Genomic DNA, 23,559 nt, shown 5'->3' with positions numbered 1-23,559 from the left:
CGTATGTCAATCCACCTGTCAGCTGTGTGAGTGCCCGCCATGAGCCCGCGTCAACGCGCCGAGATGATCGAAGAAACCCGCAGCAAACTCATCGCCAGTGCCCGCCAGGCCTTTGGCAGCCTGGGGTATGCCAACACCTCGATGGACGACCTGACGGCCGAGGCGGGCCTGACCCGGGGGGCCTTGTATCACCATTTCGGCGACAAGAAAGGCCTGCTGGCAGCGGTGGTGGAACAGCTCGATGCCGAGATGGACCAGCGCCTGGAGGCGATCTCGCACGGCACCGACAACCTCTGGGACGCCTTCGTCCAGCGTTGCCGCACCTACCTGGAAATGGCCCAGGAAGCGGAGATCCAGCGCATCGTCCTGCAGGACGCGCGTGCGGTACTCGGGGACCTGACCGAGGCCAGCGAGGAACAGTGCGTGGCGTCCTTGAGCACGCTGCTGGATGAGCTGATGCAGACCGGCCTGATGGTCAAGGCCCCCAGCGAAGCCCTGGCGCGCCTGATCAACGGCAGCCTGCTCGACGCCTCGCTGTGGATCGCCCGCGGCGAGCATCCGGGGCAACGCTTGCAGCAAGCGCTGGTCGGCCTGCAGGCACTGTTGCAGGGCTTGCGGGTGTGCTGAGCCCTGGCTCGGAAGATCTTCTGGCAGCCGTGACCGGCCTCCTCGCTCTCGTAGGAGCGAGGCTTGCCCGCGATAGGGGCAACGCGGAATGTCGGATACACCGTGTCATCCTTCATCGCGCGCAAGCTGCGCGCCTACGAAAGACGACCAGGGTGCCTGCCGCAATGCGCGGCCGCTGTAGCCGCTGCCGAGCACAGCGAGGCTGCGATCGAGGCCGAAGGACTCGCCAGGTAGGCACCGCGTTTCCCCAGATCCTACGAGGTGTCAGGCTTAGCGGCCCTCCGGGCCGATCGCAGCCTCGCGGGCTCGGCAGCGGCTACAGAGGTGGCGTGTTTTACCCGCGCGAGCGGTTCGCGGCAACGGCGGTTTGCGGGCAGAATAGGCCGCCCCGGCCCTCTCAAGGATTCCCATGCGCCAGGTGCTGCTGATCATCGATGTGCAACCCACGTTCAACCCGCCGGACTGGCTGGTGAACGGCATCAACGCCCTGCTCGGCCAACTGCCCTCGGTGGCCACCGTCGAACGCCATGACGAAAGCCAAACCCCCTTCGTCCGCCAGCTCGGCTGGCAACCCGCCGCCGATGACCACAGCCTGGTCGCCGCCGACCGCATCTTCATCAAGCACGGCTACGCCCCCACGCCAGAGACCATCGCCTACCTGCGCAGCCTGGCCCCCGAACGCGTGCTGGTCTGCGGCATCCAGACCGACACCTGCGTGCTCGCCGCCGGCTTCGCCCTGTTCGACGCCGGCCTGCAACCGACCCTGATCACCGACCTGACCCTGGGCTCGTCACTGGACCGCAGCGGGCAGTTGGGAGTGCGGTTGTGGCAGCACCATTTCAAGCACCTCACGACCAGCGCGCAGCTCACTTTCCTGTAGCCCCTGACTGAGGTGTGACGCCTTCGTCAGCGCTTTATGCCGTCAGGGCAAAACCCACGCACGGAGTCTCCACACGACACTGGCCAGACATGCAGATTGAGCTAAGGTTGCTGCTTTCCCTGTCGCCGGATCCGTCATGAACAGCTCGCCCTCTGTCCAGTACCTCCAGACACCTCGCCTGCACATCGCCTACGAACACCACGGCCCCGCCGACGGCGCGCCGGTGATTCTGCTGCATGGCTTTCCCTACGACCCGCGCGGCTACGACGAGATCGCCCCCGAGCTGGCGGCGCGTGGCTACCGGGTGATAGTGCCGTACCTGCGCGGTTACGGGCCGACCCGCTTCGCCGGCCCGGACATCCTGCGTTCCGGGCAGCAGGCGGCGCTGGCCCAGGACCTGCTGGATCTGATGGATGCCCTGGAGATCCCCCAGGCCGCCCTCGCCGGTTTCGACTGGGGCGGTCGCGCCGCCTGCATCGTCGCGGCCCTGTGGCCGGAGCGGGTGCGCTGCCTGGTGAGCGCCGACGGCTACAACATCCAGGACATTGCCCGCTCGACCCAACCGCGGCCGCCCGAGACCGAGCACCGGCTCTGGTATCAGTATTATTTCCACACCCAACGCGGGGTCGACGGCCTGACCGCCAACCGTCGCGCACTGTGCGCACTGCTGTGGCAACTGTGGTCGCCGACCTGGGATCGCGGCCGCGAACTCTACGACCTGAGCGCGCCGTCGTTCGACAACCCGGACTTCGTCGAGGTGGTGATCCACTCCTACCGGCATCGCTTCATGTACGCCCCGGGCGACCCGAGCCTGGAACACATCGAGCAGGCCCTGGCACAACAGCCGCCGATCCGCGTACCGACCATCTCGCTGTGCGGCGGCGCCGACGGGGTCGGCCCGGCCAGCGAAGAGGATGAAGACATCGGCCTGTTCACCGGCCCTTACCAACGCCGGATCTTGCCCGGGGTCGGCCACAACGTGCCGCAGGAAGCGCCGCAGGCCACCTTGCAGGCGCTGCTGGAACTACTGGAAGCCTGACTCCCCCTCCGGCGAAAAGCGCTCCCGATACGCCTGCGGCGTCACGCCGACGAGTCGCAGGAAGCTGCGGCGCAGGGTTTCTTCGCTGCCGAAACCGCACTGCACGGCGATGCGCTTGATCGGTACGCCGCTGTTGCCGAGCAGGCGCCGGGCGCTTTCCACGCGGATCTGTTCGATGGCCCGGGCCGGGGTCTGGCCGGTGTCGGCGCGGTAGTGGCGGACAAAGCTGCGTTCGCTCATGCCGGCCCGTTCGGCCAGGGTCGGGAGGTTCAGCTCGCGACCGAGGTTTTCGGCGATCCAGGCGTGCAGGCCGTCGAAGCGGCTGCCCTGCTTTTGCAGGGCCAGGGTCGCGCTGAACTGCGACTGGCCGCCCGGGCGCTTGAGGAACACCACCAGTTGCCGGGCCACGTCCAGCGCCATGGCGTGCCCCAGGTCCGCCTCGACCAGCGCCAGGGCCAGGTCGATGCCGGCGGTGACGCCGGCCGAGGTCCAGACCGGCCCCTCGTTGATGAAGATCGGGTTGGCCTCCACCCGCAAGCGCGGGTATTGCCGCGCCAGTTGCTCGCAGCGGGTCCAGTGGGTGACCACCCGGCGCCCGTCGAGCCAGCCGCTGGCGGCCAGCAAAAAAGCCCCGGTGCACACCGACGCCACCCGCCGCGCCAGCGCCGCCTGCTGGCGGACCCAGGCCACCAGCGCCGGGTCTTCGGCCGCGGCGTACACGCCCCAGCCGCCGGCGATGATCAGGGTGTCGCAAGGCGTGCCCGGCGCTGGCAAGGGCTCGGCCAGCAGCGCCAGCCCGGCCGAGGTGGTCACCGGCCCGTCGCCCGCGGCGATCACGCTCACCGCGTAGGGCAGCGGCAGGCCTTTATGCCGCGCCAGGTCGTTGGCCGAAGCAAACACCTGCAGCGGGCCCGTGACGTCGAGCACCTGGGCGTTGGCGAAGGTCAGTACATGAACGGTTCTGGCGGTCTGGGGCATGGTTGGCGTAAATCGTGGGTAGGTTGGCGTATTCGCCAAAGCCTAGGGCGCTAGAGTCGAACCGTCCAGCCACATAAGGGTGGGCACCTTCGAACTTTTCCAGGGAGATACCCCATGACGCTGCAGATCGGTTTCCTGTTGTTCCCCAACGTCCAGCAACTCGACCTGGCCGGCCCCTACGATGTGCTCGCGTCGCTGCCGGACGTGCAGGTGCATCTGGTCTGGAAGGCGCGCGGGCCGGTCACCGCCAGCACTGGTTTGGTGTTGCAGGCGACCACCGGCTTCGCCGACTGCCCGCCGCTGGACGTGATCTGCATCCCCGGTGGCGCCGGTGTCGGGCCGTTGATGGAAGACCCGCAGACCCTCGATTTCATCCGCCAGCAGGCGGCGCAGGCACGTTACGTCACCTCGGTATGCACCGGTTCCCTGGTGCTCGGCGCGGCCGGGCTGTTGCGTGGCAAGCGCGCCACCACCCATTGGGCCTACCACCATTTGCTGGAGGCGCTGGGGGCGATCGCGGTGCAGGAACGCGTGGTGCGCGACGGCAACCTGTTGAGCGGAGGCGGGATTACCGCCGGGATCGATTTTGCCCTGATCCTGGCCGGCGAGCTGTTCGGCGAGGCAACGGCGCAGCGGGTGCAGTTGCAATTGGAGTACGCCCCGGCTCCGCCTTTCGCCGCCGGTAGCCCACGGACAGCGCCCAAAGCGGTGGTGGAAGAAGCCCGGCGGCTCGCGGCGAACTCCATCCAACAACGCGGCGAGATAGTCGACAGGGTCGTGGCGCAGTGGCGGCAGGCCTGAGACCTGCGCACGCCGGGGGGAAGAAAGATGCGGGCCAGGGCAACCTTATCGGCCAGCTGAGCCCTGGCCGCATCTTCGCTTGACCGACGTCAGGCCGGGACTGCTTGCTCACTGGCCTGTCGGAGGTAGTCGATCACCTGCTGCACGGTCTGCAGGTTATCGGCTTGGTCGTCCGGGATGGTGAGTTCGAACTCGGTCTCCAGGGCCGTCACCAGTTCCACCCGGGCCAGCGAGTCCGCTCCCAGGTTCCCGACGAACGAATCCTGGTTGCCGATCTGCGCCAGGTCGACGGCCAGTTCGCTCGCCACCACTCTTTTCACACGTTGCTCGAGGGTTTCCATAATCATTCCCTTGCAGTTGGATGCGTACCACGAAACAGTGACCGGCCCGCGCCGGCCACCGGGTTGTTGCGCCATGGCGAGGCGCGTCAGACCACCGTCAGGTGCATGAAGCCACCGGAGAAGCGCCCGCTTTCCGGAACGAAACACAGCAGGCACTGCCCCTTGTGCAGGCGCCCGGACTCCAGCAGCTCGTGGATCATGATGTAGATCGACGCCGAGCCGGTGTTGCCACGCTCGGACAGGTTGGTGAACCAGCGCTCCTGGGGAATCGCCAGTTCGGTGTTTTCCAGGCACTCGGCAATCGGCTGGCGGAAGTATTCCGACGACATGTGCGGCAGGAACCAGTCGATGGCCTCGGGCGATAGGTTGCGCTTGATCATCACCTCCTTGAGCGGCTTGCCGAGGGTGTACTTCACCACGTTCTCATTCAGCAGCCGCACGTCCTGCTTGATCGCGAAAATCGAGCGCGAGGCCCACTCTTCTGGAGTCAGCAGCTTCCAGCCGACCAGGCTGTCGTCCTCGGCCTTTTCCGCGCCGGCGTACATGCAGGTCGGCAATTCGTTGGCGTAGGAGAAGATGTCGATCCAGTCGATGCGCAGCGACAGGCCGCCGGCCCGTGGCTGGTTCTCGAGCAGAAAGGCCCCGGCGCCGTCGGACAGCATCCAGCGCAGGAAGTCTTTATCGAAGGCGATTTCCGGGCGGGCCGCCATCTGCGCCACCAGTGCCTCGTTTTCCGCATCGAAGTTGCGCGCATGCAGCACCGGCGAAGGCACCTCCGAGGCGGTGGCCACGGCATTGCGACTGGCCCCCGACAGCACCGACAGGTAGGCGTATTTCAATGCGGTCAGGCCCGCCAGGCAGATGCCGGCGGTGGACACCACTTCGCAAGGCTTGTTGCCCAACTCGCCATGCACCATCACGCCATGGTTGGGCATCAGTTGGTCCGGCATGGTGGTGCCGGTGGACAGGCATTCCATGGAGTCCAGGGCAAAACCGTCGCCCACCAGGCCCTTGATCGCCTCGGCGGTTATTTGCGCGTTAGTGAAACGGGGAATACCGGTCTGCGGGTCCAGCACATAATAGCGCTGCTTGATACCGTTATTGCGCAGCACTACTTGTCGAGACCGTGAAGGTCGCCCGCCCACATACCCGAGAATGCTTTCCATCGTATCGTTATCCACTGCCTCTCCCGGCATATAAGTGGATGTTTTCGTAATATAGACAAACGATTCACTCATGATGATTTCACTCTTCAGTTTCAAGATTTAGTTGCGAGCCGGACGGTTGTTCGTAATAACGCTGCAACTCGTCCAGTCGCGTCCGGATAAAGGGATGAAGCAAACGGCGTAACACCAGTGAAATAGGCAGGACAGTCAAGATGACCAGCAATAGATAAACGATGAACACGCCCAGCAAGAGTCGCCGTAGCCATTGCCCATACTTGCCGAAACGGCAAATTATTCCCGACCAGAACTTGAAGCCTTTATAGGCCGCACGCTCGCTGAGTATCAGCCCGGGGTTGACGGGCGCCGCCCCCAGCCCGGCCAGCATCGGCCCTTTGGCTTTCTCTTTATTGGCATACAGGGCGGCCTTCAATGCCCGCCCGAAACGTGCGGCGCCCTGGACATCCTCGGCGCTGATCCCGGCCTTGGGCAGGCCGAGGAATGACTCGCGGCTGCCGGTGAACATCCAGCGCGGCGTGGTAATCAGGGTGGCGAAGGTATTGGCCCGGTCGGTCAGCACGACGTTGTCGCGCAACCGCGCGCCGGCCTCGTCCAGCAGGCGCTTGACCACCTCCTGGGCCATCAGCCACATGTTGCGGCAGGCGATCACCGTGACCACCGGGCGCCCGGCCAGCAGGCGCTTGCCTTCCGCGCTCTGGAGAAACGCGGTGATCAGCGGCGACGGCGACAGGTACCAGACCTGATACGCCAGGATCACCAGGTCGAAAGGCCATGGATGATCGGTATGCACCGGTTCGATGGCCGGCGGGCTGAGTTGCACGGTCTCGGGAAACACGTCGAAAAACCTGCCCACCGGCCAGGGAAACGGATAGGCGACCCGGGGCTTGAGCAGCACTTCATGCACCTTGACCTCCTGCGTCGAACGCAGGGGCGAGATCAGGCTTTCGACCACTTCGCTCAACTGACCGCTTTGCGAATAACGAACCACAAGTACATGTTTCATAAGTGCGGGGACCTTTTGCTTTTCAACCACACAGGCACGCCAGAGATCACTTGAAATGAACCTCGGCATGAAAGGCAGTTTTATAAGTTGGGCACGACAAACAAGGCGCGCGCTGTATTCGTGGCAGGTCGAACTTAAAAACAAAACATAATGAACGACAAAACAGCAGCACCCGGAACAGCGGCCTGGTGATGAACTGAAAGCGGAAATCGCCCACCCCGCATTCCAAACACTATCTGCCTGTTTTTGACAGAATGTATTGGTAGTGAGACAGAACCCGTCTTCTTGGCTGAAACTCTATCTGCAATCGGATACTTGTAAACCTACCAACTCTGGTAGGTCCTTCGCGCTACCCAGCGGACGAACTTACATGCTCTTATCTGAACTTTTTTCATCTAAGCAGGGTATGTTCAATACTGGCTACTGGCCTTAATTGAAAAGTTTTCCCGCGCGTGTTCAGGCAGCCTCTACACTCTGGCCCAGCCTTCCCTCAGGAGCCTTGCCATGCACAAGACTTACACCGGCAGTTGTCATTGCGGTGCCGTGCGCTATGAAGTCGAGATCGACTTGAGCCTGGGCACCCACAAGTGCAATTGCTCGATCTGCAGCAAGACCCGCAACTGGAACGCGATCATCGCCCCCAAGGCCTTTCGCCTGCTCAGCGGCGAACAGGCGCTGAGCGACTATCGGTTCAACCGTGGCAATACCCATCATCTGTTCTGCAAGCATTGCGGCGTGCGCACCTTCGGGCGCGGTCATGTGCAGGAGATCGGCGGCGACTATGTCGCGGTGCAGGTGATGACCCTGGATGACATCGACCTGCAGGAGCTGCTTGCGGCCCCGGTGCATTACGCCGACGGTCGCCATGACAACTGGGGGCATGTGCCGGAGGAGATCCGTCACCTCTAGCTTTTCCACAGGCGAAAAAAAACCCGCCGAAGCGGGTTTTTTTCAAGACCATTACGACATCCTGTCGCTGCATCCTTGCACATGGTCGGTCATCCATGACCCTGAGCGCGTCCTGCGCTGCAGTTGGTGAATGAAGATTAAGCCTGTCGCCCAATCGGCAACAGGCGAAATAGCAGCCAGGGCATGTAAGCCTTTCGCCATAAAACCACTGACCAAAACCCCTAGGCCGCGCCTTCCAGGGCCTGGATGGCCAACTCCGCCACCTGCAGTTCGTGTTCCATGCTGGTGATGTCGCCGTCCTCCAGGAACCACGCGGCGGACAGCCCGGTATAGGCCAGCACCCATTGCAGCAGGCGCTTGCGCTCCAGCCCCGCGGCCTGGGCGATGACCTCGACCTGGCGGGTGAAGCGCCGCGGATCGCCGCTGGTCGGCAAGTCCGGGTTGCAGATCAGGTTGGCGAAATCGAAGCCGCGTTCGCCCATGACCCGCTTGGGATCGATCACCAGCCAGCCGCGCTCCTCGAAATCCAGCACATTGTCGTGATGGATATCGCCGTGCAGCACCACCTGCTCCCGAGGGGCCGCCAGCAACTCGTCGGCCGTGGCCAGGCAGCGCAGGAACATCCCGCCCTCGCGCCGGGCGGCAAGGCGCAGGGCCTTGAACCATTCCGGCAGGGTCAACAGCGGCGGCAAGGGTGTCGAGCGTGGCGCATGCAGGCGTGCCAGGCTGGCGCAGACGATCCGGCTGACCTCGTCGTCTTCGCCGGCCTGGGCCATCTGCATCAGCGAGCGCCGGCCCATGGCCCGCTCCATCAACAAGGCATCGCCGTGGTGCGCGTAGACCCGGGCGGCGCCCTCCCCGGCCCACCAGGCCATCAGCCGGTTGCCGTATTTTTCCTCGTCGTCGAGGGCGATCTTCAGCATCGCCGGCGCGTCGTCCAGGCGCACTGGCAACAGGTGGCTGCCAGGGGTGACGATGGGCGCGCCATCGACCTGCAGGTTCCAGCGTTTCAGGTAAAACTCGAACATCCGTGATGATTTCCGTTATGACTCGACAAAGGCCTGCAATTGACCCAGGGCCTGATCCCACTGCTGGCTGATCACCTCCAGCGAGCGCCGGGCTTCGGCCAGCCGGCCTGGCTCGAACGCCCACAGGCGCTCGCGCCCCAGCTTGGCGTCGCGCACCAGCCCGGCCTGCGCCAGCACCTGCAGGTGCTTGGTCACCGCCTGGCGGCTGATGTCGGTGCCGAGGGTCAGTTGGGTGATCGACATGGCGCCGCCACCACACAGGATGGCGACGAGCCGCAAGCGGGTCTCGTCACCCAGTGCCGCGAAGATCATGGCCGAGCCATCCAGCGATGCCGCCACCGGCAACAGGGATGGGGAAGAAGTATCAGGGGCCAAGGTAGGTCTCGATATTGTTCATCTGCTCGTCCCAGCCGCGGCTGTTCATGCGAAACGCCTTGAGCCGCCGCTCGGGTGGAATGCCGTCGAACCCCGACTCGACCACCCGCAGCAAGGTGCCGCCGTCCAGGTCTTCGAGTTCGAACTGCACCAGGGTGCTGGGCTCGACGGAATAATCGACTTCAGGCTCCACCGCGTACGGGTGCCAGCTGAAGGCGAACAGGTGCTCGGGCTCCAGCCGCTCTACCAGCACATCCCAGACCAGGTGTTCATACCCGGGGTAGGTAATCTGCCCCCGGGTGCGTTGCCCGACGACAAAACGCTGGCCCGCGAGCGCCACGCCGAACCAGCTGCCAAAGGCCTCGGCATCGGCCAGCGCGGCCCAGACACGGGAACGGGTTGCCTTGAGCAGGATCTTTCTTTCGATGCGATCTGATGAGTTCATGGGTCACCTCCAGTGATGAAACCCTAGACGCTCTCGCGAAAAATGCAACCTGATAGTTGCGTATTTTTTTCCGCCCGGCCAAGCACAGGTTGAAATCCCTCGCCCCGCCGCCGAAAAACAGGGCTAAGCTCGCCACTCGCCAATGGCTGCCTCGCCGCTGCCCAACGCGGTAGTGAGCGCAGCGGACAACAGAAATGGAATGCCTCCGATGACCCAGACATCCCCCGCAATCACCCTTGAAAAACTGCGCCGGGCGATCAGGTTGATCGACGAGCCGCTGATCGAACTGACGCCTCAGTCGCTGACCTACCTGCGCTCCTACCCCGCCCTGCTGGCCGCCTCCAGGACCCTGGCCAGCACCCACGACAGTGGCGACCTGCTGTTGCAGTTATCGGCGATGTGCTACGGCTGGATGCCCAGGGTGGCCCGGGTGAATGCCAGACATGTCGATAGAGCCTCGGCCGCCCTCGCCTGCGCACTGGAGTCGGACGTCCTGATCGACACGGCGCAGATGCAGGATCTGGCCAACAGCCTGCACTCGGTAGTGGGCACCTCCAAGCTCCTGCACTTTCTGCGCCCGCAGCTCTACCCGATCTGGGATTCGAAGGTCGCGCGAGTCTGGGCAACGAGCGATGCCACTACCAACATGAGCAGCGTCGAAAACTACCGTTCCTACATTAAGGACATCAGGACCCTGATCGCGTCTCCCGGTTTCGCCGCGTTTCATGACGACTTCAACCAGGCGTACAGCAGACGCCTCGACAGGCTGAAGATCGCGCCCTATAGCCTGTCACCGGTCCGCGCGGTCGAGGCCGCGGCCTTCGAGCTGTCCGGCGGCGATTATGACGACGATTGATCGGCGGCCCTTGCCGCGCGACGCCAACATCGGGCGATGCCCCTTGTCGGTGTGTCCCCCTTCACTGTGAGAATCCCCATGAACCCACGCATTTTCCTGGCCCTGGCGCCGCTGCTGCTCACCCCGCTGGCACAGGCCGCCGACTGTGCCAACGCCACCACCCAGGCCGCCATGAACCAGTGCGCCGCCGAGCAGCACCAGGCCGCGGACAAGGAACTGAACACGCTCTACCAGCGCATCACCCAGCGCCTGAAAGACAACCCGGACGGCAAGAAGCTGCTGGTCAGCGCCCAGCGCGCCTGGGTGGCCTTCCGGGATGCGGAGTGCGGGTTCGCCGCCTCCGGGGTCGCCGGTGGCAGCGTCTATCCGTTGATCTACAGCAACTGCACCACCGACCTGACCAAGGCCCGGGTCGAGGCGTTCAAGACCTACCTCAAGTGCCAGGAAGGCGACCTGAGCTGCCCGGTGCCGGGCAATTGAATCGGCGGCGATCTTGAGATTTTTCGCGAGCAAGCTTCGCTCCTACAAGGGACCGCATGCATTTGGAGTGCGGTGTCGGGAGATGACACATTCCCCTGTAGGAGCGAGCTTGCTCGCGATAGCGGTAGCAACGCCTAGCGCACAAACACCTGGGCCGTGGTGATCGCCATGTCCCCGCCCGGCAGCTTGATGCTGCCGATCTGCTTGAGGCTGTCGGCATCGAAGATCGCCACGTCGTTGAAGGTCCCGGCCAGGTAGATCTTGCTGCCTGCCTTGTTGAAGGAAATGCAGTAGTAGGAATGCTCCAGGGTGGCGGCCTGGAGCAGTTTTTTCTGCTTGATGTCGTACTTGGCCAGGCGGTTGAGCACACCGAACATCAGGTTCGGGTCCTTCGGCGAACGCATGCCGCTGAAGTAGATTTCCGTCAGCGGACCGAAGTCGGTGGTTTCGCTCTTGCCGGTCTTCAAGTCGATGCTGAACAGGCCGTACAGGTACTCGGCGGTGGCCGGGTCCTGTTTCTTGTCCTTGAACTTGGCGGCGGTGTAGAGCAGCGAGAAGTCATGGCGCCAGGTCTGCTGGTTCCACACGTAGAGCACGTCCGGCGCGCTGTAGTTCGGGCGTTTCCAGTGGCGGCTGGGGATCAGCACGTCGAACTTGCCGGTCTTGACGTCGACCTTGTACACATCCGCCCCGGCCACATAGAGCGAGCCGTCGTCGCCGCTCTGCATGATGGTCAGCTGCCGTGGCGCCGGGAAGCTGCGCACCGGCTTGGCCTTGAGCCCGGCGTCGGTGGCGTAGACGTCCAGCCGCGGCTGCTTGACCTCATAGCGGTCGTTGAGCATCTGGGTCGGGTTGGCCACGGTGTACAGCTCCTTGCCGTCGTGGCTGACGGTGAAGGCGAACATCGAGCGGGCCTTTTCCCCCGGCTGCTGGGTGATGCTGGCGTGGAACACCTGCTTGCAACTGTCCAGCTCGACCCCGTAGACATCGGCGTAGTGGTTGTTCAGCACGTAGGCGACCTTGCGGTCCGGCGCCAGTTGCACGGTGCCGGGGCCGAAGGCGTCGGGCATCTTGCAGGTCTTGTACAGCGTGTCGCTGGCCAGGTCGATCACGTGCAGGTTGTTCGGGTAGTTGGTGGTGACCATGTATTCATGGCCGGCGTTGAGGGCATTGTTGTCAGTGTTGTCGTCGGCCAGGACGCCGAGGGAACAGGCGCCCAGGATCACGGAAGCGGCCAGGCCGCAGGCATTTTTGCGAAGCATGCTGGAATCCTTCTACTGACCGATTACTTGTCTTTGGGGAACACGGTGCCGAGATTGCGCCAGTTCTCGTTGGAGGCCTGGGCGTCCTTGTTCCAGTCGGGGTAGGTACTCATCATGTCCGGCACCTGGGCCGGCCACCAGCACGGGTCGGAGCAACCGTAGAGGTCGGCCTCCATCGGCTGGCACAAGGACGACACGCCACCGAAGGCATCGATTTCCCAGCCCGGGTCGGTGGTCGAGGCACAACCGGCCACCGAACTCATGGCAACCACCTCTTCGATACGGTTCTCGTCGGCGGCCTGTTCCAGCTTTTGGGCTTTGTTATTGATCGGCTTGAGATGTTTCATGTCAGTGAGCCTTGCGCGGAGTGATGTAGCTGCTGATGAACGCAGGGTTGTGGGCCATGATCCGGCTGTAGACCTCGATGCCGAAGTCCACCCAGTCACGCATCAGTTCGCAATAGTGATAGGTCGGGTGCGCCGGGTCGCCGTAGCGGGCGTAGCTCTCGTGATAGCAGCCGCCGGAACACAGATTGCGGATGCGGCAGCTGTCGCAGCCGGTGTTGCTGCGGTCCAGGCGCTGGGACAGGAAGTCGTTGAGCTCCATCTGCTTCACCCCGCCGTCGCGCACGTTGCCGAAGGTCGGCAGCGATGAGCCGGTAAAGCGGTGGCACAGGTTCAGCTCGCCCTTGTGGTCCACCGCCAGCATCTTCAGCCCGGCGCCACAGGGCAGCGCCTTCTTGTGGCCTTCGTGGATATCGGTGATCAGTTGGTGCAGGTTGGAGAAACCGATATTGCGATGCTCCAGGGCCGCCTCCAGGTAACGCCGGCCCAGGCGCTTCATGCTGGCGAAGACTTCGATCAGTTCTTCGCCGGTGAGGTTGAAGCTGCTGATATCGCCCGAGGTGACCGGGGCAAACCCGACCTCGGCGAAACCCAGTTCGTTGAACAGGTGGTCCCAGATGGTTTCCACATCGGTGACGCCAGTGGTCAAGGTCACCCGCGCGCCGACCGGGCGGCTGTCGTAGCGCGCCAGCAGCATCTGCGCCTTGCGCCGCACCACGTCATAGGTGCCCTGCCCGCCCACGGTGATGCGGTTGCGGTCGTGCACGGTCTTCGGCCCGTCGATGCTCACCGACAAGCCGAAACGATGGGCATTCAGGTAGTCCACCGTCTCCTCGGTGAGCAGCGTGGCATTGGTGGTCATGACGAACTCGACGAACTTGCCCGCCTCGCGAAAACGCTGCTCGCAATAGTCGACCATGTACTCGATCAGCTTGCGGTTGCTCAGCGGCTCGCCACCGAAGAACACCACGGTGAAACGCTCTTCATCGGGGGATTCCCTGAGCAGCATTTCCACCGAGGCGATGGCCGTCTCGACGTCCATCTTCTTGCCCGCCGAGGGCTTGTCCAGGTCCTCCTTGTAGCAGTAGGTGCAACTCAGGTTGCAGCCGGTGTTGACGTTGAGCACCACGGTGTTGATCGCCGTGCGCTCGACCCGTTTGACGGCGATCTCCGGGGTCAGCGGCGAGCCGTCGCTGACCAGTTCCAGGGCGATCAGCTCGCGCAGGGTTTCGTTGATTTCCTCGCCGTTGAACCGTGCGCCGAGGCGCTGGACCAGGTCCTCCGGGGTGCAGCCGGGGCCGCGCAAGGTGTCGATGATGGTGCCGGTCAACTCATCGCTGGCGAACAGCGAACTGCTGGGGATATGGAACAGCATGCGGTCGGCATCGACCTGCACTTCGTGCAGGTTGCGTTCGACCAGATTCAAGATAGCGCCCATTGCAAACCTCCTGTGCCGGCCCCCTTTCGCGGGGGCCTGCGGTCATTCCGAAAGGGTGTCTCAAGTCACGGACCGCGCCTCAAGGGATGGGTGGATTGTTCCAGCGTTGCACGGTGACGATCAGGTGGCCTGCGCCGGTCAGGGATTTCCCTGCGTCGTCGACGGCGGCGATCACCTTGAGGTTGCCGGCGTTGTTGGTGGACATCTTGCGCTGCGGATTGGGCCCGGCATCGCCTGGAATGAACACGCCGCTGTCGGCCTGCATCTGGCCTGCGAACTTGACGTCCTCGTCTTCCTTGGCGCGCTCGTCGAAGGCTTCGACCTTCCACTGCGCCGGGAACACGCCGATGCGGTACGGCTTGCCATCGGCGCCCTTGCCCCAGGCTTCGGCATCGAAGCGGCCCTGGACCTTGGGCGTCGAGCCACCGCCCTCGCCGATACGCGCCACCGAGAACTCAGGCACGACTTTGACTTCGGCGATTGTGCTGTAGACCGACAGCGTCGGGCCTTTCAGCGTGCCGACGGTGACGTTGCGCAGGCCCGGCTGGGCATCGGCAGCCGCCTTGAGTTTGAGTTTGATCCGCTGCGGGCTCTGCTCGAGGACTTCGAGCACTTCCACGCCCTTGCCAAAACTCGGCTTGCCGGTGAGGCCACTGCCGATCAGGGTGACTTCGGTTTCACCGCCAGCCTTCAGGTAACCCGGTTGCACCGCCAGCAAACGACTGCTGCCCTGCTTGGCGGCGACGAAGTCCAGGCCGCGTTCGTCGTGCTCGGCCTCGAACATCCGGCCCTGCAATTCATTGCCTTTGGCAGCGAACACCTGGCGCATGCTCACGCCGTCGATGCTGACATTGCCGCGCCATTCGTAGCCGCTGTAGAGGATCGCGCTGCCCTCGCCGTTGAACGGACTGCCGTCGGCGTACTGGCCCTTGACGCTGACCTTGAAGGTGTCATTGCCATCGGCGCTGACGCTCATCACCCCGGCCAGTTCGCCCTTGCCCGGCAGGTGGCCGCTGAAGCTCCAGTCGCCTGCCAGGGTCTCGGCCTTGGGTGCGCTGCCCAGCCATTTTGTCCAGGCCGGGTTGTCCAGCGGATACCGCTTGGCCAGCAGCGGCACCATCTCCTTGCGCGCCAGGTCGAACCAGTCGCGATCGCGGGACAGCGCCTGGTACTCCAGGGACGGCCATTGCCCGAGGTGGAAGTTCACCAGGCGTTCCCACTCCTGGGCCGGACGCCGTTGCAGGGCGACCCGCGCACCGGAGTGGCAGCGGCCGCACATCTGGCTGGTCTGCTCGTCGAACTTCTCCACTGTGTTCAGGCGCCGCTCCAGGGCGTAACGCACGCCGTCGGTTTCGCTCGGCGCCAGGCCCTGGGTGTCGGCCAGGTATTTGACCAGGGTGCGGCGGTCGTCGTCGCTGATCTGCAGGCCATGCATGATCTGCATGCGGGCGATGCTCATCAGCCAGCCTTCCGGGGTCTTGCGCTGGTGGCTGATGCGGCTCAGGCCGCCCCCCGTTTCCGGGGTATGGCAGCCCTGGCAGGTCTCCTTGAGGATGGCCTGGGCATCGCGCGCCGCGAGGCTGGGAGGGGAATGCAAGGCGGCGCAGACCGCCAGCGCCAGCAGGCCGCTGGACATGCCTGCTCGGAGTGTTCTCTTGATCAAGGTCGGACCTCCACGGAGCTTTTTATTAGGAGCTTTATTATTGTTGTGCGTCGTTTTTATGGTTTCTGCCATGCCCGTCGCGCCGGGCATGGAGGCAAGAGAAACGGCTGAGGTGAGCAATACACGGAGCGTGCCAGCTTACAAATGATGTGTTTTATCAATGGCTTGCTGGAGTTCCAGGACACACCTCCCAGGCAATCGCCGGCCGTCCGCGTTTAATTTCGCGACAACTGTTCCACTCTGAGACGAGACCCGCCCGTGCCTGCAAGAGCAGAGGAATCTTGAGAGCTAAGCATAGGAAGGGAGAGGTCGCTGGCAGCGGAGCTGCATTCTGAATCTCCCCCGAGAAATGGCTGTGGCACCCTCCTTGGCAGCTGCTACGATGCCTGGCTTAACCGCTTCAGCCCCCGGCCCTGACAGGAATCGCGCCATGCTCAATGCCCTGCTTTTCGATCTCGACGGCACCCTGACCGACACCGACCAATTGCACCTGCTGGCGTTGCAGCAGTTGTTGCTGGAGGAAGATGGCCGGGTGTTCACCCATCAAGAGTTCGAGGCCCATGTCAGTGGCCAGGCCAACGCCAATATGTGCCGCTACCTGTTCCCGCAGCGCTCGGTGGCCGAGCACGAGGCCTTTGCCGACCGCAAGGAGGCGCGCTTTCGCCAGTTGTCGCCGCAGCTGACGCCGATGCCGGGCCTGTTGCGCCTGCTGGATTTCGCCCGGGAACGCGGCATCGGCATGTGCGTGGTGACCAATGCGCCACGGGCCAACGCCGAGCACATGCTGGCCGTGCTGGGGCTGGGCGATCGCTTCGACACCGTGCTGGTGGCCGAGGAATTGCCGCGGGCCAAGCCCGACCCGCTGCCCTACCTCACCGGCCTGGAGTGCCTGGGTGCCAGCGCCGAGGCAGGGATGGCCTTCGAGGACTCGATCCCCGGCCTGACCGCCGCGGTCGGGGCCGGGATCTTCACCGTCGGCCTGGCCACCAGCCAGAGCCCCGAGGCCCTGCTGGCCGCCGGTGCGCATCTGGTGGTCGAGGACTTCAACGACCCGCAATTGTGGGCGGTGATCGAGCGGATGCTCGGCTCGCGCTGAGACGGCGCCCAACGGTCTGACGGGAAAACTCAGAAATAACCCAAGGCTTTTTCAGTTGTGTCTGATGGTCCGACGTGCATTGGCTCTTGAAGATAGCGCCCCGCACGCCTGTCGTATCAAGGACCTTCATGAACGCCCTCACCTCCCTCACCCTGCTGGCCCTGCTTGGCCTTGCAGCCAGCACGGGCCACGCCCAGGAAGACCCCGAACCGGCCCCGCCGGAAGCCACCAGCAGTTGCCTGACCCGCGGCGAGGCCATCAAGAGCAGCCTGGAAAAACTCCTGCCCGACCCCGCGTACCGCCAACTGGCCGGCCTGCAACGGGCGCTGGATCCCCTCAGCCGCTATTGCGACGGCCTGCACTTCGAGCACAACCCGCCCCTGCGCCAGGCCGAGTACCAGGTGATATTGCGCCAGATGGAACTCGACGCCGCGCAGCGTTATGGCGACCCGAGCATCATCGACAAGCGCAAGGCGCGGCTCACCCACGCCCTGCAAGTCCTGCAATACGCCCTCGGCGCCCACGACAGCTGAAGCGGGCTTCCTGCCCGTTGCGCTTCGTCAGCGGCTCGCTCCGGCGAGCCCGGGCTGCTTTGGCGCCAGATTTTTCCCAACGGATTCAACGACCTGCAAAACCCGCTCGGGAGTATTCAGAATTCCTCGCAGATGGGAATGCAACTAATTGTTATGCAAGGAATTTTCTAAAATTTCTCTAAGATTGTTCTGAATTGTGCCGATGGATTTTGTAGGACAAAAGGAGCAATCTGGAAATGAGAAACAATCAGCCCGTTACACAACGCGAAGTGGCTCTGGGGTCGAACCAGAAACTCATCTCCACCACCGATGCCCATGGCGTCATCAGCTACTGCAACGATGCCTTCGTGGACATCAGCGGTTTCGACCGCGATGACCTGATCGGCGCTCCACAAAACATCGTCCGTCACCCCGATGTCCCCCCCGCGGTTTTTGCCCATATGTGGGCAGCGCTGAAACAGGGCCAGCCGTGGATGGGCATCGTCAAGAACCGCTCGAAGAACGGCGACCATTACTGGGTCAACGCCTACGTCACGCCAATTTTCGAGGGCAGCCGGATCGTCGGCTACGAGTCGGTCCGGGTCAAACCCAGCGCCGAACAGATCCGTCGCGCGCAAGACCTCTACCAGCGCCTCAACCGCCAGCAGCCGGCCATCCCCCGCCGACATCGCTGGCAACCGGCCCTGCTCGGCTGGGCGCCCTTCCTGGCCACGGGCCTGGCCGGTGGCCTGAGCGGTCTCTGGCTGGCGCCGCCTTTGGCGCTGGCGGTGGCCGCCGGGGTCTCCGTGCCCCTGGCGCTGCTGGCGATGCAGCGCCAGAACCATGCCGCCCGGCGCCTGCTGCAACTGGCCGACTCGTCCACCTGCGACCCGTTGATCGCGCAGATGTACAGCGACGCCCACGGCCCCCAGGCGTGCCTGGAAACCGCCTTCGTCAGCCAGGACGCGCGGCTGAAAACCTGCCTCACCCGCCTGCAGGACAGCGCCGAGCAGCTCAATGCCCTGGCCAGCCGCTCTGACACCCTGGCCAGCGACAGCTCCCGCGGCCTGGACCGCCAGCGACTGGAAACCGAGCAGGTGTCCGCCGCCGTCAACCAGATGGCCGCCACCACCCAGGAAGTGGCCAGCCATGTGCAGCGCACCGCCGACGCCACCCAGGCCGCCAACCAGTTGACCGGGCGTGGGCGCGAAGTGGCCCGCGATACCCGCGAAGCCATCGAACGCCTGTCCCAGGTGGTCGGCGAGACCGGGCAGAACGTCGCGCAACTGGCCAGGGACAGCGACGAGATCGGCACCGTGGTCGATGTGATCAAGGGCATCGCCGACCAGACCAACCTGCTGGCACTCAACGCCGCCATCGAAGCGGCCCGCGCCGGTGACATGGGCCGCGGTTTCGCCGTGGTGGCCGACGAGGTGCGCCAGCTGGCCCAGCGCACCGCGCAATCGACCCAGCAGATCCATGAGCTGATCACCCAGTTGCAGAACTCTTCGCAAAACGCCGTGCAGAGCATGGAAAGCGGCCAGCGCCAGGCCGAGGAAGGCGTGGCCCGGGTGCTGGAGGCCGACCAGGCGCTGCTGGGCATCAGCGAGGCAGTGGCCAACATCACCGACATGACCACCCAGATCGCCGCCGCCACCGAGGAGCAGAGCGCCGTCGCCGAGGAAATCAGCCGCAATATCAGCACCATCGCGCAACTGGCCGACCAGACCTCGGAACAGGCCCATCACTCGGCCGAACTGAGCAAGGAACTGACCCAGACCGCCACCACCCAGTACTCGCTGGTGGAGCGGTTCAACCGCTAGGTCAGCGGCGCTTGTGCCGATCTATCGCGAGCAAGCTCGCTCCTACGGATAATGCGCACCCCCTGTAGGAGCGAGCTTGCTCGCGATGACGGATGGAGGAACAACGCAACAGCCTGGGCCTTCGCCGGCCGGACAAGCGAGACTGCGACTGAGGGCGTTATTGCTCCTCGGCCTTCTGCTCCTTGCAGTCCTTGAGCAGCTGCTGCTCCTTGGCGGTGTGGTCGGCTTCCAGGAAGCTCAACAGGCCGCTGTCGCCCTTGGTGTGCCAGCGGTAGCTGTTCTGCTCGTCGTCGGCGACATACAGCGCGCCGGAGCCTGAGCGGGCGATATGCATCGGTATCAGCTGGCCCTTGTAATACAGGGTGGCGAACGAGGCGCCGTTATCGATGTTCAGGTACGCCGCCTGCACCTCTACCCCACCCTCGCAGCGGTAGCTGGCCAGGCTGCTCTGGTACGCCGGCAGTTCCGGCTCGGCCGGGGTCGTCGCGGCCTGGGCAAAGAATGGAGCCAGCAACACGGCGGTTCCCAGGATCGTTGAAATCTTCACTGCACATCTCCTTGTTCAATGCTCCTTTTATAACGAGCCCCTTTACGACGAATTCGCGGCGGGTAAGTTCAGGCCGGACTTGTCTCAAGGCATTCGCAAATTGCGACAGCCTGTATCCGGCGCCCTTCCGCCTCCGCAAATAAACCCGATTCAAATCATCGACTTAAGCGCCAGCCAAAACTGGCACAGGGGTTGCGAAAGCCCTCGCCTCACGCATAACAAGAGGTTCTGTCATGGCTATTGCAACCCTGCTCCCCGCCACCACCGCGTTTATCCAGCGCGCGCCGCGCATGCTGATCGGCGCCGAATGGGTCGAGGCCGCCGACGGCCAGACCATGCCCCTGCGCAACCCGGCCACCGGCGAGCAACTGTGCGTGGTGCCGCGGGCCACGGTGGACGATGTCGACCGCGCGGTGCTGGCTGCGCGCCAGGCCTTCGACGATTCGCCCTGGAGCCGCACCCGCCCGCGGGAACGGCAGAACCTGCTGTGGAAACTCGCCGACCTGATGCAGCGCGACGCCGAGCTGCTGGCGCAGCTGGAATGCCTGAACAACGGCAAGAGCGCCGCGGTGGCCCAGGTCATGGACGTGCAACTGGCCATCGACTTCCTGCGCTACATGGCCGGCTGGGCGACCAAGATCGAAGGCAGCAGCGTCGAGGTCTCAGTGCCGTTGATGCCTGACCAGCAGTTCCACAGTTTCATCCGCCGTGAGGCGGTGGGCGTGGTCGGCGCCATCGTCGCCTGGAACTTCCCGCTGCTGCTGGCCTGCTGGAAGCTCGGCCCGGCCCTGGCCACCGGCTGCACGGTGGTGCTCAAGCCGGCCGACGAAACCCCGCTGACCGCGCTGAAACTCGCCGAACTGGTGCAGGAAGCCGGCTACCCCGACGGCGTGTTCAACGTGGTCACCGGCACCGGCATCACCGCAGGCGCCGCCCTGACCCATAACCCACGGGTGGACAAGCTGACCTTCACTGGCTCCACCGCGGTGGGCAAGGAAATCGGCAAGATCGCCATGGACTCCATGACCCGGGTCACCCTGGAACTGGGCGGCAAGTCGCCGACCATCGTCATGGCCGACGCCGACCTGGGCAGCGCCGCGGCCGGCGCCGCCAGCGCGATCTTCTTCAACCAGGGCCAGGTCTGCTGCGCCGGCTCCCGGCTGTATGTGCAGCGCAAGCACTTCGACAAGGTGGTGGCCGATATCGCCGGCATCGCCAACGCCATGAAGCTCGGCAGCGGCCTGGACGCCAGCGTCGACATGGGCCCGCTGATCTCCGCCCGACAGCAGGAACGGGTCTGGCGCTACATCGAAATGGGCCGGGAAAGCGGCGCCACCATCGCCTGTGGCGGCGAGCAGTTCGGCCCCGGTTATTTCGTCAAGCCGACGGTGATCGTCGACGTCGACCAGCAGCATTCGCTGGTGCAGGAAGAGATCTTCGGCCCGGTGCTGGTGGCGATTCCTTTCGACGACGAAGCCGATGCCCTGCGCATGGCCAACGACAGCCCCTACGGCCTGGGCGCGAGCATCTGGTCCAACGACCTGGCGGCGGTGCACCGGATGATCCCGCGGATCAAGTCCGGCTCGGTCTGGGTCAACTGCCACAGCGCTCTCGACCCGGCGCTGCCGTTCGGTGGCTACAAGATGTCCGGCGTGGGCCGGGAAATGGGTTACGCGGCGATCGAGCATTACACCGAGCTGAAATCGGTGTTGATCAAGCTCTGACCCGCGCTAGCCCTAGCGCCCCGCACTCGCGCAGGCGCTCCTCAACCGCGGCGCCGGGGTCTGCCCGGCGCCTCCCGACGACTGGTCCAGGGTCACCGACCCGCTGCCCGGTCCGCGCCCCGAACGGCTGCTACGCTCAGCCCGAGCTGGCTCGATAGCTGCCCTGCGAACCTGGCTCACCCCCTTCAACCCACACCTCATCACCACCGAAAACCCGAGGAAAGCATCATGGGATCAAATGGACATGATCACGACGGCGTCCAATGCGGATGCCACAACCCCATCTGGAACGCTCTGAAAGACACACTCGACCCGGCCAGCCATAGCGCCAACCAACCACAGGACGCCAATGAACTGGCCAGGGAACCGGCCGGCGAGTCCATCATCTTTACCAACGGCACCATCTACCCCTTGCGCGACGGCAACATGGACGAACGGGTCGAGGCCCTGGGCATCCACGCCGGCGACGTGGTCGCCTCCGGCACCCTGGCCGCCGTCGAAGCCCGCATGAATGCCCTGGGCATCACCTACAAGAAGCAGTCCCTGAACGGCAAGACCCTGTTGCCCGGCCTGATCGAACCCCACGCCCATATCGTGCAGAGCTGCGCCACGGAAGGCTGGCTGAACCTGGGGGCCATCGATACCGACAACCCCGATGAGCACAAGAACCAGCGGCTACGGCCCACCTATGACTGGAACTGGTTGAAAAGCACCATCCAGGCCAACCTGCCCAAGGACAACTCGACCTGGATCCTCGGCCATCAGGTCGATCCGGCGCTGATGCCGTTCCAGGTCGTCCCCCACGGCCTGAACAGACTCATCACCTTTCACTGTGGCTCCGGCGACGACATCGGCAACCTGGACACCATCGACAAGCAGCACCCGATGCTGCTGATCAGCGCGTCCATGCACACCGCCTACCTGAACACCGCGGCGAGCGACGCGGTGTTCAAGAAGACCGGTGTAAGGGCCGACAACGGAGTCCTGCAGGAAGCCGAGGTGCTGGCCGCCATCAAGAGCATTCCCCTCCGGCAGCAGCTGGAAATACTGAATATCTTCAAGCACCTCGAGGACTACTTCGACAAGGCTTCGCGCCGCGGCATCACCCTGCTCTACGACGCGATGATGGACTCCCAGTCGAAGCTGGTACTGGGCGCCTACTTCCTGACCCGCCCCCGCAAGCTGCGGATCGGCTACGCCGCCGCCTGCGATGGCACGCCCGAGGCCATCGGCAAGCTGCCGCGCTACCAGCCGGTCAGCCGGGAACAGGCCAAGCGCTTCTATCAGGGCGCGGTCAAGCTGGTGTCGGACGGTTCCAACCAGGGGCTGACGGGCTACCAGGCCACGCGCTACTGCTGCGAGGCGACGCGGCCGGTGGGCAATTTCAATTTCTGCGACCAGGACCACACCCCGGTCACCACACCCGATGCCTACAAGACTGTGGTGCGCAATGCCGTCGAAACCGGCTGGCCGCTGATGATCCATGCCAACGGCGACCGGGCCATCGACTTCACCCTGCAAGCCTATGAGGCGGCCTTGCAGGGCGGCAGCGCCCTGGAAAAACGCCACCGCATCGAGCACTGCTCGCTGCTGACCGCGGACACCCTGCAGACCATGCAGCGCCTGGGCCTGTCGCCGAGTTTCCTGATCGGTCATGTCGGCTACTGGGGCTACGCCTTCAAACAGGCGATCTTCGAAGGCAAGGCCGAACAGATGCTCGACCTGTGCCAGTCGGCCCTGGACCACAACCTGAAAGTGACCCTGCACAGCGACTGCTCGGTAACGCCGCTGGGGCCGCTGCGTTCCATGGAACAGGCGGTGACCCGCAAGATGGAAGGCATTCGCGATGCCCAGGGGCGGTTCGTCCACGACCCAAGGCTGCAACCGATCCTCAATGAAGCCGAGTGCCTGACGCGCAAGCAGGCCCTGAAAGCCATCACCTATGACGCCGCCTGGCAGTGCCACGCCGAAGGCTGGACCGGGTCGTTGCAGGACGGCCATTTCGCGGACCTGGTGATTCTCGAGCAAGACCCGCTCGACGAAAAAGTGCCGGCCACCCACATCAGGGACATCAAGGTCTGCGAAACCTGGAAAGGCGGCCACCGGGTGTATGTCAATCCCGATAGCTGATCGTTAGCTGTCGCAAGCCGGGCAGCGGGCTTTGGATGGCCGCTGCGCGGTTCGCGGGCAAGCCTCGCTCCTAC

General features: G+C 64.2%; 24 protein-coding genes and 1 pseudogene. 13 read left to right on the top strand and 12 right to left on the bottom strand.

The window, feature by feature from the left end; all coding sequences use genetic code 11:
• The first annotated feature begins 39 nt into the window (after positions 1-39).
• The 3 genes from PVZ78_RS06285 (at position 40) to PVZ78_RS06275 (ending at position 2,546) form a co-directional block, all read left to right on the top strand.
• Positions 40-627, top strand: coding sequence for a TetR/AcrR family transcriptional regulator (locus PVZ78_RS06285; RefSeq protein ID WP_273828393.1), 588 nt, complete (start codon positions 40-42; stop codon positions 625-627).
• Between the two features lie 409 nt (positions 628-1,036).
• Positions 1,037-1,507, top strand: a complete 471-nt coding sequence (locus PVZ78_RS06280; RefSeq protein ID WP_273828392.1) for a cysteine hydrolase family protein — start codon at positions 1,037-1,039, stop codon at positions 1,505-1,507.
• A gap of 136 nt (positions 1,508-1,643) precedes the next feature.
• On the top strand, positions 1,644-2,546 hold the full coding sequence (locus tag PVZ78_RS06275) for an alpha/beta fold hydrolase (RefSeq protein WP_273828391.1): 903 nt from the start codon (positions 1,644-1,646) through the stop codon (positions 2,544-2,546).
• On the opposite strand, the gene PVZ78_RS06270 is transcribed toward PVZ78_RS06275, so the two are convergent.
• Complete coding sequence (locus PVZ78_RS06270) at positions 2,532-3,524, bottom strand: GlxA family transcriptional regulator (RefSeq protein WP_273828390.1); 993 nt, start codon at positions 3,522-3,524, stop codon at positions 2,532-2,534. The genes PVZ78_RS06275 and PVZ78_RS06270 overlap by 15 nt on opposite strands.
• A gap of 114 nt (positions 3,525-3,638) precedes the next feature.
• Here PVZ78_RS06270 and inhA point away from each other — a divergent pair, with 114 nt between their 5' ends.
• Positions 3,639-4,325 (top strand): isonitrile hydratase, encoded by a 687-nt coding sequence (inhA, locus tag PVZ78_RS06265; protein WP_273828389.1) that lies wholly within the window; start codon positions 3,639-3,641, stop codon positions 4,323-4,325.
• A gap of 89 nt (positions 4,326-4,414) precedes the next feature.
• Here inhA and darC read toward each other — a convergent pair whose 3' ends face one another.
• From darC to darA, 3 genes are all read right to left on the bottom strand, one after another.
• Complete coding sequence (gene darC, locus PVZ78_RS06260; RefSeq protein ID WP_135006817.1) at positions 4,415-4,672, bottom strand: 2-hexyl-5-propylresorcinol biosynthesis acyl carrier protein DarC; 258 nt, start codon at positions 4,670-4,672, stop codon at positions 4,415-4,417.
• 80 nt (positions 4,673-4,752) lie between these two features.
• Positions 4,753-5,904, bottom strand: coding sequence for a beta-ketoacyl synthase DarB (darB, locus tag PVZ78_RS06255; protein ID WP_273828388.1), 1,152 nt, complete (start codon positions 5,902-5,904; stop codon positions 4,753-4,755).
• Between the two features lie 7 nt (positions 5,905-5,911).
• On the bottom strand, positions 5,912-6,853 hold the full coding sequence (gene darA / locus PVZ78_RS06250; protein ID WP_041989664.1) for a 2-hexyl, 5-propylresorcinol biosynthesis aromatase DarA: 942 nt from the start codon (positions 6,851-6,853) through the stop codon (positions 5,912-5,914).
• A 504-nt stretch (positions 6,854-7,357) separates the two neighbouring features.
• On the opposite strand from darA, the gene PVZ78_RS06245 reads away from it, so the two are divergent.
• Positions 7,358-7,762, top strand: a complete 405-nt coding sequence (locus PVZ78_RS06245; protein WP_009050010.1) for a GFA family protein — start codon at positions 7,358-7,360, stop codon at positions 7,760-7,762.
• Positions 7,763-7,983: 221 nt separating this feature from the next.
• On the opposite strand, the gene PVZ78_RS06240 is transcribed toward PVZ78_RS06245, so the two are convergent.
• Genes PVZ78_RS06240 through PVZ78_RS06230 form a run of 3 tightly spaced genes read right to left on the bottom strand, consistent with a single transcriptional unit; the run spans position 7,984 to position 9,610 of the window.
• Positions 7,984-8,790: an aminoglycoside phosphotransferase family protein gene (locus PVZ78_RS06240; RefSeq protein ID WP_273828387.1), complete on the bottom strand. Its 807-nt coding sequence runs from the start codon at positions 8,788-8,790 to the stop codon at positions 7,984-7,986.
• A gap of 15 nt (positions 8,791-8,805) precedes the next feature.
• A complete protein-coding gene (locus PVZ78_RS06235; RefSeq protein WP_050899122.1) occupies positions 8,806-9,165 on the bottom strand; it encodes an ArsR/SmtB family transcription factor in 360 nt (119 codons plus the stop codon).
• Positions 9,155-9,610, bottom strand: coding sequence for an SRPBCC family protein (locus tag PVZ78_RS06230; protein ID WP_101282967.1), 456 nt, complete (start codon positions 9,608-9,610; stop codon positions 9,155-9,157). Before PVZ78_RS06230 ends, PVZ78_RS06235 begins: the two co-directional genes overlap by 11 nt.
• A 208-nt stretch (positions 9,611-9,818) precedes the next feature.
• On the opposite strand from PVZ78_RS06230, the gene PVZ78_RS06225 reads away from it, so the two are divergent.
• Both PVZ78_RS06225 and PVZ78_RS06220 read left to right on the top strand, forming a co-directional pair.
• Entirely contained in the window at positions 9,819-10,466 is a 648-nt protein-coding gene (locus tag PVZ78_RS06225; protein WP_053269584.1) for a hypothetical protein, read from the top strand.
• A 78-nt stretch (positions 10,467-10,544) separates the two neighbouring features.
• Positions 10,545-10,946, top strand: a complete 402-nt coding sequence (locus PVZ78_RS06220) for a lysozyme inhibitor LprI family protein (RefSeq protein ID WP_103331680.1) — start codon at positions 10,545-10,547, stop codon at positions 10,944-10,946.
• A gap of 134 nt (positions 10,947-11,080) precedes the next feature.
• Here PVZ78_RS06220 and peaD read toward each other — a convergent pair whose 3' ends face one another.
• The 4 genes from peaD to peaA all read right to left on the bottom strand — a co-directional run bounded on the left by peaD (position 11,081) and on the right by peaA (position 15,650).
• Positions 11,081-12,208, bottom strand: a complete 1,128-nt coding sequence (gene peaD / locus PVZ78_RS06215; protein ID WP_273828386.1) for a quinohemoprotein amine dehydrogenase subunit beta — start codon at positions 12,206-12,208, stop codon at positions 11,081-11,083.
• A 23-nt stretch (positions 12,209-12,231) separates the two neighbouring features.
• A complete protein-coding gene (gene qhpC / locus PVZ78_RS06210) occupies positions 12,232-12,555 on the bottom strand; it encodes a quinohemoprotein amine dehydrogenase subunit gamma (protein WP_007921889.1) in 324 nt (107 codons plus the stop codon).
• Position 12,556: 1 nt separating this feature from the next.
• Complete coding sequence (gene peaB, locus PVZ78_RS06205; RefSeq protein ID WP_081360275.1) at positions 12,557-13,990, bottom strand: quinohemoprotein amine dehydrogenase maturation protein; 1,434 nt, start codon at positions 13,988-13,990, stop codon at positions 12,557-12,559.
• A 79-nt stretch (positions 13,991-14,069) separates the two neighbouring features.
• Positions 14,070-15,650, bottom strand: coding sequence for a quinohemoprotein amine dehydrogenase subunit alpha (peaA, locus tag PVZ78_RS06200; RefSeq protein ID WP_273828395.1), 1,581 nt, complete (start codon positions 15,648-15,650; stop codon positions 14,070-14,072).
• Positions 15,651-16,083: 433 nt separating this feature from the next.
• Here peaA and PVZ78_RS06195 point away from each other — a divergent pair, with 433 nt between their 5' ends.
• The 4 genes and pseudogenes from PVZ78_RS06195 (at position 16,084) to PVZ78_RS31740 (ending at position 19,084) form a co-directional block, all read left to right on the top strand.
• Positions 16,084-16,749, top strand: coding sequence for an HAD family hydrolase (locus PVZ78_RS06195; protein WP_009050019.1), 666 nt, complete (start codon positions 16,084-16,086; stop codon positions 16,747-16,749).
• Positions 16,750-16,877: 128 nt separating this feature from the next.
• Positions 16,878-17,282 (top strand): DUF1090 family protein, encoded by a 405-nt coding sequence (locus tag PVZ78_RS06190; RefSeq protein ID WP_009050020.1) that lies wholly within the window; start codon positions 16,878-16,880, stop codon positions 17,280-17,282.
• Positions 17,283-17,518: 236 nt separating this feature from the next.
• A pseudogene (locus PVZ78_RS31745) lies at positions 17,519-17,833 on the top strand (PAS domain-containing protein); the annotation flags it as partial.
• Positions 17,834-18,088: 255 nt separating this feature from the next.
• A complete protein-coding gene (locus PVZ78_RS31740) occupies positions 18,089-19,084 on the top strand; it encodes a methyl-accepting chemotaxis protein (RefSeq protein ID WP_414860578.1) in 996 nt (331 codons plus the stop codon).
• Between the two features lie 157 nt (positions 19,085-19,241).
• Here PVZ78_RS31740 and PVZ78_RS06180 read toward each other — a convergent pair whose 3' ends face one another.
• Positions 19,242-19,631: an MliC family protein gene (locus PVZ78_RS06180; RefSeq protein ID WP_009050022.1), complete on the bottom strand. Its 390-nt coding sequence runs from the start codon at positions 19,629-19,631 to the stop codon at positions 19,242-19,244.
• A gap of 233 nt (positions 19,632-19,864) precedes the next feature.
• Between PVZ78_RS06180 and PVZ78_RS06175 the strand changes: the two genes are divergently transcribed.
• Both PVZ78_RS06175 and PVZ78_RS06170 read left to right on the top strand, forming a co-directional pair.
• A complete protein-coding gene (locus tag PVZ78_RS06175) occupies positions 19,865-21,355 on the top strand; it encodes an aldehyde dehydrogenase family protein (protein ID WP_009050023.1) in 1,491 nt (496 codons plus the stop codon).
• A 228-nt stretch (positions 21,356-21,583) separates the two neighbouring features.
• A complete protein-coding gene (locus PVZ78_RS06170) occupies positions 21,584-23,485 on the top strand; it encodes an amidohydrolase (RefSeq protein WP_273828385.1) in 1,902 nt (633 codons plus the stop codon).
• The last annotated feature ends 74 nt before the right edge of the window (positions 23,486-23,559 follow it).

It is taken from the genome of Pseudomonas sp. SBT1-2 (genome assembly GCF_028640875.1).
In the GTDB taxonomy this organism is placed as follows: Bacteria; Pseudomonadota; Gammaproteobacteria; order Pseudomonadales; family Pseudomonadaceae; genus Aquipseudomonas; species Aquipseudomonas chlororaphis_I.
Note: the sequence above shows the minus strand (reverse complement) of the source record. Positions and strands in the feature narration are given on the sequence as shown.

Excerpts from the sequence above, each read along its gene's own strand:
- darC (WP_135006817.1), bottom strand. The coding sequence starts at position 4,672 with ATGATTATGGAAACCCTCGAGCAACGTGTGAAAAGAGTGGTGGCGAGC.
- peaB (WP_081360275.1), bottom strand. The coding sequence starts at position 13,990 with ATGGGCGCTATCTTGAATCTGGTCGAACGCAACCTGCACGAAGTGCAG.
- PVZ78_RS06190 (WP_009050020.1), top strand. The coding sequence starts at position 16,878 with ATGAACGCCCTCACCTCCCTCACCCTGCTGGCCCTGCTTGGCCTTGCA.
- inhA (WP_273828389.1), top strand. The coding sequence starts at position 3,639 with ATGACGCTGCAGATCGGTTTCCTGTTGTTCCCCAACGTCCAGCAACTC.
- PVZ78_RS06280 (WP_273828392.1), top strand. The coding sequence starts at position 1,037 with ATGCGCCAGGTGCTGCTGATCATCGATGTGCAACCCACGTTCAACCCG.
- PVZ78_RS06240 (WP_273828387.1), bottom strand. The coding sequence starts at position 8,790 with ATGTTCGAGTTTTACCTGAAACGCTGGAACCTGCAGGTCGATGGCGCG.
- peaD (WP_273828386.1), bottom strand. The coding sequence starts at position 12,208 with ATGCTTCGCAAAAATGCCTGCGGCCTGGCCGCTTCCGTGATCCTGGGC.
- qhpC (WP_007921889.1), bottom strand. The coding sequence starts at position 12,555 with ATGAAACATCTCAAGCCGATCAATAACAAAGCCCAAAAGCTGGAACAG.
- PVZ78_RS06270 (WP_273828390.1), bottom strand. The coding sequence starts at position 3,524 with ATGCCCCAGACCGCCAGAACCGTTCATGTACTGACCTTCGCCAACGCC.
- PVZ78_RS06225 (WP_053269584.1), top strand. The coding sequence starts at position 9,819 with ATGACCCAGACATCCCCCGCAATCACCCTTGAAAAACTGCGCCGGGCG.
- PVZ78_RS06230 (WP_101282967.1), bottom strand. The coding sequence starts at position 9,610 with ATGAACTCATCAGATCGCATCGAAAGAAAGATCCTGCTCAAGGCAACC.
- PVZ78_RS06195 (WP_009050019.1), top strand. The coding sequence starts at position 16,084 with ATGCTCAATGCCCTGCTTTTCGATCTCGACGGCACCCTGACCGACACC.
- PVZ78_RS06245 (WP_009050010.1), top strand. The coding sequence starts at position 7,358 with ATGCACAAGACTTACACCGGCAGTTGTCATTGCGGTGCCGTGCGCTAT.
- PVZ78_RS06275 (WP_273828391.1), top strand. The coding sequence starts at position 1,644 with ATGAACAGCTCGCCCTCTGTCCAGTACCTCCAGACACCTCGCCTGCAC.
- darA (WP_041989664.1), bottom strand. The coding sequence starts at position 6,853 with ATGAAACATGTACTTGTGGTTCGTTATTCGCAAAGCGGTCAGTTGAGC.
- PVZ78_RS06170 (WP_273828385.1), top strand. The coding sequence starts at position 21,584 with ATGGGATCAAATGGACATGATCACGACGGCGTCCAATGCGGATGCCAC.
- PVZ78_RS06220 (WP_103331680.1), top strand. The coding sequence starts at position 10,545 with ATGAACCCACGCATTTTCCTGGCCCTGGCGCCGCTGCTGCTCACCCCG.
- PVZ78_RS06285 (WP_273828393.1), top strand. The coding sequence starts at position 40 with ATGAGCCCGCGTCAACGCGCCGAGATGATCGAAGAAACCCGCAGCAAA.
- PVZ78_RS31740 (WP_414860578.1), top strand. The coding sequence starts at position 18,089 with ATGCAGCGCCAGAACCATGCCGCCCGGCGCCTGCTGCAACTGGCCGAC.
- PVZ78_RS06175 (WP_009050023.1), top strand. The coding sequence starts at position 19,865 with ATGGCTATTGCAACCCTGCTCCCCGCCACCACCGCGTTTATCCAGCGC.
- darB (WP_273828388.1), bottom strand. The coding sequence starts at position 5,904 with ATGAGTGAATCGTTTGTCTATATTACGAAAACATCCACTTATATGCCG.